The sequence below is a fragment of the Synechocystis sp. LEGE 06083 genome, from assembly GCF_015207725.1.
GTDB classification, from domain to species: domain Bacteria; phylum Cyanobacteriota; class Cyanobacteriia; order Cyanobacteriales; family Microcystaceae; genus Synechocystis; species Synechocystis salina.
Genome location: NZ_JADEWJ010000194.1, coordinates 1 through 7329, shown reverse-complemented (window position 1 = coordinate 7329; position 7329 = coordinate 1). Strand labels below are relative to the sequence as shown.

Annotated in this window: 3 protein-coding genes; all 3 read left to right on the top strand. The window is 46.6% G+C overall.

The window, feature by feature from the left end; translation table 11 throughout:
* Nucleotides 1–271: 271 nt before the first annotated feature.
* On the top strand, nt 272–1795 hold the full coding sequence (gene psbB / locus IQ219_RS13985; protein WP_190598054.1) for a photosystem II chlorophyll-binding protein CP47: 1524 nt from the start codon (nt 272–274) through the stop codon (nt 1793–1795).
* Between the two features lie 252 nt (nt 1796–2047).
* Nucleotides 2048–5107 (top strand): FkbM family methyltransferase, encoded by a 3060-nt coding sequence (locus IQ219_RS13980; RefSeq protein WP_194073011.1) that lies wholly within the window; start codon nt 2048–2050, stop codon nt 5105–5107.
* A gap of 318 nt (nt 5108–5425) precedes the next feature.
* Nucleotides 5426–7329: FG-GAP-like repeat-containing protein (locus IQ219_RS13975; protein ID WP_194073010.1), on the top strand; the 1904-nt coding region annotated here is incomplete at its 3' end.

The following is a 7329-nucleotide window of genomic DNA, read 5'->3' as shown; positions in this document are numbered from 1 at the left end:
CCGTTATGGAGGCAAGGTGGGGCTAACCACACCGTTCCCAGCGCCGTTAACCCCTTTCTCCATCCCCTAGGCATCTTGCAGAAATCCTGGCCGCTCGTTACAATCCTTCAAAATATTCTCACTTTGTAAGGGATAATGGATAAAACTTGACTCTGTCCGTCTTGTTCGGTTAACACAACCTATAGACAAGGGTTTTATTTACCCAACGCAGAATAAAAATTAAATCGTCTTTTAAGACACAAAACACTATTCGTTACTAGAAGGAGCGTCAATGGGACTACCTTGGTATCGCGTTCATACAGTTGTCCTGAATGATCCAGGGCGACTCATCTCTGTCCATTTAATGCACACAGCCCTTGTAGCTGGCTGGGCTGGATCCATGGCTCTCTATGAGTTGGCCATTTTTGACTCCAGCGATGCTGTGCTCAACCCCATGTGGCGGCAAGGCATGTTTGTGTTGCCCTTCATGGCCCGTCTCGGTGTCACCAGTTCCTGGAATGGCTGGAGCGTCACTGGAGAAACTGGTTTGGATCCCGGTTTCTGGTCCTTTGAAGGGGTAGCCGCTGCCCACATCGTCCTCTCTGGTCTGCTGTTCCTAGCTGCCGTATGGCACTGGGTTTTCTGGGACTTGGAATTATTTGTTGACCCCCGTACCGGTGAATCTGCCTTAGATTTGCCGAAAATGTTTGGTATTCACCTTTTCCTCTCCGGTTTACTCTGCTTTGGCTTTGGTGCCTTCCACCTCACCGGTGTTTGGGGCCCTGGGATGTGGGTTTCCGATCCCTATGGCTTAACGGGCCATGTACAACCAGTAGCGCCGGAATGGGGACCATCAGGTTTTAACCCCTTTAACCCAGGCGGAGTAGTAGCCCACCACATTGCCGCTGGTATTGTCGGTATTATTGCCGGTCTTTTCCACCTTACGGTACGGCCTCCTGAGCGCTTGTATAAAGCTCTCCGCATGGGGAACATTGAAACCGTATTGTCCAGCAGTATTGCCGCTGTATTTTTCGCCGCTTTCGTTGTGGCCGGTACCATGTGGTACGGCAACGCCACCACTCCCATCGAACTTTTTGGCCCTACCCGTTACCAATGGGATAAGGGTTATTTCCAAGAAGAAATTCAACGACGGGTTGATGGCCAGTTAGCTGAAGGTGCTTCCCTATCTGAAGCCTGGTCTACTATCCCTGAAAAGTTGGCTTTCTACGATTACGTTGGTAACAGCCCCGCCAAAGGTGGTTTGTTCCGTACCGGTGCCATGAACAGTGGCGATGGCATTGCTCAAGAATGGATTGGTCACCCAGTCTTCAAAGATAAAGAAGGTCGGGTACTGGATGTCCGTCGTATGCCCAACTTCTTTGAAACCTTCCCTGTCATCATGACCGATGAAGATGGAGTTGTGCGCGCCGACATTCCTTTCCGTCGTTCCGAGTCTAAATTTAGTGTCGAACAAACCGGTGTTACCGTCAGCTTCTATGGTGGTGCCTTGGATGGCCAAACCTTCAACAATCCTAGCGATGTGAAGAAATTTGCCCGGAAAGCCCAATTGGGTGAAGCCTTTGACTTCGACACTGAAACCTTTAACTCCGATGGTGTGTTCCGCACCAGTCCCCGGGGTTGGTTTACCTTTGGCCACGCCGTCTTCGCCTTGCTGTTCTTCTTTGGTCACATCTGGCATGGTTCCCGTACTCTGTTCCGGGATGTATTTGCTGGGGTTGATCCTGGTTTGGAAGAGCAAGTGGAATTTGGGGTATTTGCTAAAGTTGGTGACCTTTCCACCCGGAAAGAAGCCTAGGTTCCCCGAGGCCTTGAGCTAAAAATTAAGTTTTTGAGAATACCTACCTTTGCGGGGTTAACTCAATAACAATTTGACATTTACAGAAACTATTTCTATGGCGATTTCTTCTACGGGAGAAGTCGCTTTTTGTTGTTGTTTTTCGATTATTGATCATCTTACCAGTGTGCTATGATTCCAGGGTCAAAGCTCGTGGTAAGCAATTGAATTTTGTTGCTTTTACTGATTTTTTAACAGCCCTTAATTATCACCATGGCCGAATTAGCTGGATTAACTGAGAATCACTACATCCTGCAACAGGAGCTAGCCGATGCCCTCCAAGCTCTCGGTCGTAGTATTCACTCTTTGGAAAGGGACATAATTATCAGCCATTGTGAAATTAATGCTGATCATGGGGTGGGGGTTTTACTACAAAGACTTTTTCCCAATTCTGACGAGCTATTGACAATTCGCTCCCATGATCTTTACGGCGGGCAACAGGAGTTTGGCGATCGCCATTTTTTGGTGCAGGGAGAAAGTTTTGTCACCATTGCCCAACAGGTGCAGTGGCTGTTGCATTATTACGCTCCCCGAAGACTTTTATCGGTACCCTATTTCCCAGAAGATTACCAAATTTCCATTGCCTTAAAGCGACTGTATAACTGTCCATTGTGTGTTTTCATCATGGACGATCAAAATATTTACTCTCCCCAGGTTCCCGATAGCTTGGTGGAAGAACTATTGTACCGAGCTGATATTTGCTTGGGCATTTCCCGCCCCCTCTGTGATGCCTACGAAGCCAAATTTAAGCGTAAGTTTTGGTTTGTGCCTCCGGTGGTGCAGGGGCATTTACTCCAAACTGAACCACCCCAGAGCTGGGACCGATCGCCGAGTGAGCGCCAGGGAGTGATGATTGGCAATGTCTGGAGTCAACAATGGTTAGATCAACTGCGGTCTTTGTGTCGACCCACGGGGGTAAAAATTGATTGGTATGGTAACCCCAACCGGGATTGGCTAAATTTTACCGAAGCAGAGTTGGGGGAAGACGGCATTAACTTTAAGGGCTTTGTGCCGGAAGATGAGTTGATTAATATCCTCCGAACCGCTGATTTTGCCGTTATTCCCACAGGTAATTCTGACCAGAGCGGCGATCGTCCAGAGTTAACAAAACTAAGCCTGCCTTCTCGCAGTTGCTTTATCACCGCCACCGCCAATTTACCAATTCTGGTGGTGGGTTCCCCCGACAGTGCCGTGGCCCAATTTGTCCAGAGCCAGGGCATTGGTGTTGTCTGTGCTTACCAAACGGAGGACTTTTCCGCCAAAATTGATTACTTGTTAGAAAACCAAGGGCGCATTCGCCAACAAGCTTTTAAGCTTGGGAAAAACCTCAGTGCAGACGGCATTGCCCAATGGATTTGGGATTCCCTTGCCCAAGGTCAAGCCATGGATGCACGTTTTGAAGTTCAACAAAAACCGGCCAAGATCATTGATGCCAGTGTGGTCATTACCCCCAACGAAGTCACCTATCGCCACGGCACAGGAGCTTTGATCAAGCGGGTATTTCCCAACGATGGGCAAATTGTTTCTGTGCGATCTGACAATCATTACGGCGGTGACCATAACTTTGGTCTCGAGTCTTACCATCTTTCCCAGCGGGGTTGGAGTCGTAAACAAGTTTTCACCAATATTGCCCAAATTTTCGCTGACCACGAAGTTAGTCGGATCTTTTGTGTCCCTTATTACAGGGAGGATGTGCTGACGGCGATTGCCATTAAGGAATTATTTGGAGTGCCCTTGGCTGTCTGGATCATGGATGATCAAAATGTTCGGGTCAACAACATTCCCGATGCCCTCATGGAGGAATTTTTGCAAAAGGCAGATGTGCGCTTTGCCACCCATCCAGAACTGCGGGATGCGTACGAAAATAAATTTGGTTTAAAGTTTTGGATTTTGCCAGCGGTGGTTCCCCATGGGTTAATCAAAACAGAAATTTTTCAACCCACTTCAGACAATTGTGAACAAAAACGGGGTGCTCTATTAGGTAGTATTTGGAGTGAAAAATGGTTTGCTGACCTCTGCTGCAGTACGAAGGAAGCTGGCGTGCAGTTAGATTGGTATGGTAACTCCAAATATTATTGGCTGACGGAATGTAATGAAGATTTACGGGCTAAAGGTATTTATCCTCAAGGGCTTTTTCCCGAAGATAAATTGGTGGAAAAGCTGAAAGAATATCCTTTCATTGTGGTTCCCTATGGCACCATGGATGAGCGCGACGACCAGCCCCAGCTTTCCCAGCTAAGCTTACCTGGACGGATCTTGTTTGCCCTGGCCACATCTAACACCCCAGTAATTTTGATGGGGAGCCCAAAAACCTCCGCCGCTAGTTTTATTAATCGTTTTCAGATTGGGGTGGTCTGTGACTATACCCCAGAAAGTTTTGGGGCCGCCGTGGCCGAAGTGTTAGACCCCCAACGTCAAAGAGTTCTTAGGGAAAATGCCGTAGCCGTGGCGGAAAAATTTGGAGATCAAAATATTGATAGTTGGATTTGGGACTCACTGGCTGAAGGACAGGCCGCCGATGACCGCTTTGAATCCCTCTTCCGGCGATCGCCGATTGACTTAGTGCATTTCATTGAACCTCCAGTACCCAGCCTGATCTACAAAGATTATGCCCAGGTGTATCAAGTGATGCGGCGCTTAAAGGTTAATAATTATCGTCCAGATTTTGTCATGGATGTGGGGGCTTCCCACGGCATTTGGTCCCACACCGCCAGCCAACTTTTTCCCGAAGCACGGTTTATTTTGATTGATCCTCTGATTAATCGCTATGAACAGGCCGCCCGTAATTACTACCTTAAAAACATCCCCAAAGCTAAGTTCTTAGAAATTGCCGTTTCTGATGAGTCAGGGCAACTCAGTTTTCAGGTTTCCCCTGATCTTTACGGTAGTTCCCTGCTCACCCCAGCAGACTTTCGGGATTATGAAACGGTGACAGTGGCAGTCAAAACCCTAGACCAGGTAGCCGAAGAAGAAAATCTCCAAGGACGGGGTATTCTTAAACTGGATGTGCAGTGCGCCGAACATATTGTTTTGGCGGGGGCAAAAAATTTCCTCGAGCAGGTGGATCTAGTGGTGGCAGAACTTTCCTATGTCCGCTACGACGAAAATGCCCTGGTCTTTTTAGAGATGCTTAATCTCTTGGAACAATTGGGTTTCCGTTATTACGATGAAACTGGCGAATGGCGATCGCCGATTGATGGTACCCTCTTGCAGAAAGAAGTAGTGTTCATCCGCCAGGATTTGTTAGTGCCTGAAACCAGTCGTAAAATCTAGTTTTTTTCTGGTTCTTCTATTCTATTTAAATTTTTTTTCTTTTTTTTGTGATTCTAATTTCCAATCTCCACAACAAAATGAAATAGAGAAATTAATTAGAGTTGAGGTTAAGATTCATGAAGATAATCCTTGCAGGTTGTTGTTATAGCAACTAGTATGGGACTCAAAGTTGGTTGAAAATTTTTGCTTTTCGGCGATCGTCGCCCCAAGGCTTAGAGGGGCACTTTTGTTAGGACTGCCATTGAAGGAGAAAACGTTAGACAGCCTAACAATGAAAGCAATTCTCTCCAAGAAAACATTAAACGGATTCAAATCACCATGAAAATTTTAATGGAAAAAAACCGACGTTCGTTATTGTCATCAACAATAGACCAGAGAAATACACTTGTTGTTTTTGACGAACGGGTTCAAGACTTAGAGACTCTGTACGACGCCTTATTGCCCGGCGTTGTTGCTCACACACTAAATAGTCAGACCGATGCCATAACCACTATTTCCCAGTTATTGGCAGAAACAGGGGCAACTAAGCTGGCGATCGCCGCCCACGGCGAACCTGGTACAATTTTCCTCGGCAAAAATCCCTTAAACTCTCAGCAATTAGCAGCATATTCCCGTCTTTTAATGGAGTGGGGCGTCAAGGAAATTGCCCTCTACAGTTGCCAAGTGGCGCAGGGGAATGTTGGTAAACAGTTCATTCATCAGTTGAGTGAGTTAACCGGCGCAGTTATCGCAGCTTCGGCAACTAAGACGGGATCCAAAGAACTTGGTGGTAATTGGTTGTTAGAAATAACAACAGGTAAAATATCAGAATCATTAGCGTTTGAACGATCGCATTTAGAGATTTACCAAGGCATTCTTGATCGTTTTGACCCCTTCATCACTTATGACACAGGCGTTAATCCTATTGCTGTAACATTGGGGGATTTCAACGGTGATGGTTTTCTAGACATAGCTACAGCAAAAAATAACGAAAACGTATCCGTGCTGTTGAACAATGGTGATGGCACGTTTGGGACTCCAAACTTTACTTTCTTGAGTATAGGAGGTACTAATCCTTTTGCTATTGCTGCAGGGGATTTTAACGATGATGGCGACCTAGACCTAGTGACAGCAAATCGCAACAACAATAGCGTGTCAGTGCTCATAGGTAATGGTAATGGTGGCTTTACTGCGACCAACTTTTCTGCAGGAAGCAATCCTATCGATGTAACCGTAGGAGATTTCAACAATGACGGTAATCTAGACATTGCCACAGTGAAAGATGCGGCCTCAGAGGTATCGTTGTTGTTGGGTAATGGCAATGGCACGTTTGGGGGCGCAAGTTTCTTTAACTTGAATATAGGAGGCACAGATCCCTTCGCTATCGCTGCAGGAGATTTTAACAATGACGGTAACCTGGATCTAGTTACCGCAAATCGCAATAATAATAGTGTTTCGGTACTAATAGGCAATGGCAGTGGTGGCTTTACTCCGACCAACTTTAATGCCGGAACCAATCCTATCGATGTGACTGTGGGAGATTTCGACAACGACGGTAACCTAGATATTGCCACAGCGAAAGATAATGGAAACGTATCGGTGTTGTTTGGTAATGGTGGCGGAGCGTTCGGTGGTATAATCTTCCTAAATACGACAGGTACTCCTTCTTCCATCGGTGTGGGGGATTTTAATAACGACGGTAATCTAGACATTGTCACGACCAGCAACAGCAATAATAATGTCTCATTACTATTGGGCAATGGTGATCGAACATTCGAATCCGCTGCTACCTTTGCCGTAGACAGTGGACCTAACTCCATAGCTGTGGGGGACCTCACTAACAATACCCTAAGCGATGTAGTGACAGTTAGTCAGGGGCCTAACACTGCGTCAGTCCTGATTAATGACAATCCCGCGGACCTACTTAATACCCCATTTATCCGGTTTCAAAACACAAATCAACCAGGTACCTACTTGTTTGTTAATCAGGTAGAGGCCGCCGCTATTCGCAACAACCCTGGCTTGAGGCAGTTCGTAGAGGAAGGGGTTGCTTTTCAAGTTGCTCAACAAAAAACCGATCCATTGCAACAGGGATTCTTCCGTTTTCAAAATACTAGTCTGCCTGGCACCTACTTGTTTGCTAATGAAGGAGAAGCGGCAGCTATTCGCAGTAACCCCAACCTGAGCAATTTCGTAGAAGAAGGTCTTGCTTTTTATGCCTATGGACCAGGCACAGGCAACGG

What these genes read in the sequence shown, in the direction of transcription:
- psbB (WP_190598054.1), top strand. Translation starts at nt 272, where the DNA reads ATGGGACTACCTTGGTATCGCGTTCATACAGTTGTCCTGAATGATCCA.
- IQ219_RS13980 (WP_194073011.1), top strand. Translation starts at nt 2,048, where the DNA reads ATGGCCGAATTAGCTGGATTAACTGAGAATCACTACATCCTGCAACAG.